This window comes from Pseudomonas sp. CM25, assembly GCF_013179705.1.
Lineage (GTDB): Bacteria > Pseudomonadota > Gammaproteobacteria > Pseudomonadales > Pseudomonadaceae > Aquipseudomonas.
Map to the genome: position 1 here is coordinate 1 of NZ_JABMCW010000469.1, position 3,356 is coordinate 3,356.

Annotated in this window: 3 protein-coding genes; 1 reads left to right on the top strand and 2 read right to left on the bottom strand. The window is 61.8% G+C overall.

The window, feature by feature from the left end:
* The coding region (locus tag HP546_RS27980) for a CdaR family transcriptional regulator (RefSeq protein ID WP_178126843.1) at positions 1-1,050 on the top strand (1,050 nt) is incomplete at its 5' end.
* A gap of 118 nt (positions 1,051-1,168) precedes the next feature.
* Here HP546_RS27980 and HP546_RS27985 read toward each other — a convergent pair.
* Together HP546_RS27985 and HP546_RS27990 are read right to left on the bottom strand one after the other, a co-directional pair.
* Positions 1,169-2,026, bottom strand: coding sequence for an SDR family oxidoreductase (locus HP546_RS27985; RefSeq protein WP_172232394.1), 858 nt, complete (start codon positions 2,024-2,026; stop codon positions 1,169-1,171).
* 187 nt (positions 2,027-2,213) lie between these two features.
* Positions 2,214-3,356, bottom strand: a 1,143-nt coding sequence (locus tag HP546_RS27990) for a thiamine pyrophosphate-dependent enzyme (protein WP_256678556.1), incomplete at its 5' end; no start/stop codon positions are given.

The window sequence follows — 3,356 nt, forward strand, 5'->3', positions numbered from 1 at the left end:
CTGCATTGGGCAAACGCCAATCTGCAGCGCCCTGGAGAGCCGGTGGAGCCCTACGTGTCTGCTGATATGGTGGACACGGCCAGGGAGCTTGCCCGCAGGGGGGGGGCCGAACTGCTGATGAATGTGGCAAGGTCGACACAAAACGCAGCCTGGGAGCTGTGGATGAAGATGGCGTTCAGCCTGACACAGGATCCACTGGAGCTCGAGGAGTTCCTGGAGGTTTCGTCGCGGTCGATCTCGGAATTCATCGACAGCAACATGCGTGTGGTGACCCAGATTGTTCTGGAAGTAAAGAGCGCCCAGGCGCATGACGATCCGATCGACAAACGCAGCCTGGTCACTCGGCTGCTCGATGGCAGGGATGTGGATGCGGAGCAGTTAGGCAGACGACTGGGCTACAGCCTGGCTCAGAGGCACCATGCCTGCCTCGTCTGGAGCGAAATCCCGGACGCCGAGATTGGTCCTCTGGAGGATATGGCGCGCGCCCTGGCGCAGCTCACGGGCACGCTAGCGCCTCTGATCGTATTCGCGGGCCCAGCGACCCTGTGGGCCTGGAGCAATGCGGCAAAGCCGCTGGATCTGAACCTGCTGCAAGGCGTCGCCCGGCAATTTCCGAAGATTCGCGCGGCGATCGGTTCGGCGGGCGCGGGGGTGAATGGCTTCCGGCGCTCGCACCTGGAAGCCTTGACCACCCAGCGGTTGATGGGGCGTTTGGCGGGTTCACCCGCAGTCGCCACGATCGATCAGGTGAGGATGGTGTCGTTGATGACACAGGATGCCCGCGCAGCCAGGCAGTTCGTCTTGAGCACGCTGGGGCGCCTGGCGACCGAGCCCTCGGTGCTTCAGCATTCGTTGCACGCCTTTCTGGCCAATGGCTGCAACGTCACCCAGACCGCGGAGGTGCTGGGTACCCATCGCAATACCTTGCTGCGCCGGCTCGAGCGCGCACAGGACCTGCTGCCTATCCCGTTTGCCGACCATCGCATCCAGATCGCTGCCGCACTCGAACTGGTGATCTGGAATACCCCATTAGCAAACGACGAGAAATAGAGGTGAAGGCAGACTTGGCTTCTGGCTGCGCACCGATGCCCGGAACATCCGTCCAGGCTGATGAGCGCAACGGAGCGCCCGCCTTCGAGCGCACCGTATTCGTCTATTGGTAGCCACGTCAAAGGATCGGTTTACCGCCAGTGACAGCGTACCGGGAACCGCTGATGTAGCTGGCCTCATCGGAGCCCAGCAGTACATAGATTGGCGCGACCTCCACCGGCTGCCCTGGCCGCCCCATAGGGTAGCTGGAGCCGAAGTTTTTCACGGCCTCATCGGGCATGGTGGCCGGGATCAGAGGCGTCCAGATGGGGCCAGGCGCGACGCTATTCACCCTGATTCCCTTTTTCCCCAGAAGCTGAGCCAACCCCGCCGTGAAGTTGGCGATGGCACCTTTGGTGGCGGCATACGCCAGTAGGCTTGGAGACGGATCGTCGGAGTTTACCGAGCTGGTATTGATGATCGAACTGCCCTTAGGCATGGAAGGCAATGCTGCCTTGCAGATCCTGAAGATAGCGGTGATGTTGGTATCGAAGGTTTTCACCCATTCGTCATCGTCGATTTCCTCCAGGCTCTCATGTGACATCTGGAAGGCGGCGTTATTGACCAGGATATCGATGCGCCCGAACTGTTCGACGGTTTTACCGACGATGTTAATGCAGTGCTGTTTCTGCGCCAGATCGCCGGGTAGCAGCAGGCACCGTCGGCCAGCTGCTTCTACCCAGCGCGCAGTTTCCTGCGCGTCTTCATGCTCATTCAGATAAGCGATGGCAACGTCAGCACCCTCGCGTGCATAGGCGATGGCAACCGCGCGCCCGATACCACTGTCAGCACCGGTGATCAGCGCAGTCTTGCCTTCCAGGCGGTTGCGTCCGGTATACGACTGCTCTCCGCAGTCTGGGTAGGGCTCCATCTTGCGTTGTGAACCGGGTACGCTTTGCGGTTGGGACGGAAACGGCGGAGTAGGAAAGTCGCGCATGGTAGAAGCTCCTGCAGTTGAGAACGCTCTTACCGTTTCGAGCCAGCGGCTTGCTGCGCGTTGGGTTGAATGTGTGATTGGTTCGACGAGCGGTGCACGCTGCGGCGCGTGGCGGTACCGCCACTGCGAACGATATTGAAGCACGCCGCGTAAAGCTTAACCCGCGCCTGCGCGCGGGCTGCTGCTATCACTGTTTTTTGCCGGGCAGTACTGAGCTCAGGACCTGCTTGGCTGTCTGCACGATGACCCCGGCTTCATCCGGGTCGCCCTTGAGCAAGGTGCTGGCGAATTTCTTTGCCTGTTCCAGCTTGATGTGCGGGGGAAGGGGAGGCACGTTCGGGTCGGTCTTGAATTCGATCAACACCGGCCGGTCAGCCGCCAGCGCGCGTTCCCAAGCGCCGGCAATGTCTTCCTCCCGCTCCACATAGATGCCCTGCAAACCGATGGAAATGGCGAACAAGTGGTAGGGCACGTCGGGGATCGACTGTGACGCCTCGAACTTGGGGTCGCCTTCCATCACGCGTTGTTCCCAGGTGACCTGGTTGAGGTCTTCATTGTTGAACACCGCGCAGATCCACTTCGGGTTATCCCACTGGCGCCAGTACTTGGCCACGGTGATCAGTTCGGCCAGGTTGTTCATCTGCATCGCACCGTCACCTACCAACGCCACCACGCTTCGCTGCGGGTGGGCGAATTTGGCGGCGATGGCATAGGGCACCGCCGCGCCCATGCTCGCCAGTCCGCCGGACAGCGAGCACTGCATGCCCTGGCGGATCTGCAGATCGCGGGCAAACCAGTTGGCGCATGACCCCGAGTCGCTGGTGACGATGGCCTGATCAGGCAGGCGAGGGGAGAGTTCATGCACCACGCGTTGCGGGTTGATCGGGTCGGCTTTGACCAGCGCGCGTTTCTCCAGGGTCTTGTCCCAGTGCGCGCGCCAGCTTACGACCTTGTCGCGCCAGCGTCGCTCGCTTTTGCGCTCGAGCAGCGGCAGCAGGGCGCGCAGGGTTTCGGCGGCATCGCCCACCAGGTTGACTTCCATTGGATAGCGCAGGCTGAGCATGTCTGGTTGCAAGTCGATCTGCACCCCACGGGCCTGGCCTTCCTTGGGCAGGAACTCGGCATAGGGGAAGCCGGAGCCGATCATCAGCAAGGTGTCGCACTCGTTCATCAACTGGTAGCTCGGTTCAGTACCGAGCAGGCCGATGGCGCCGGTGACCCAGGGCAAATCGTCAGGCAGCACGGCCTTGCCGAGCAGCGCCTTGGCCACGCCGGCACCGAGCTTTTCGGCCACGGCTACGACCTGCTCGGTCGCTTGCAAGGCGCCGGC

Coding starts and splice junctions, on each gene's coding strand:
- HP546_RS27985 (WP_172232394.1), bottom strand. CDS start 2,026: ATGCGCGACTTTCCTACTCCGCCGTTTCCGTCCCAACCGCAAAGCGTA.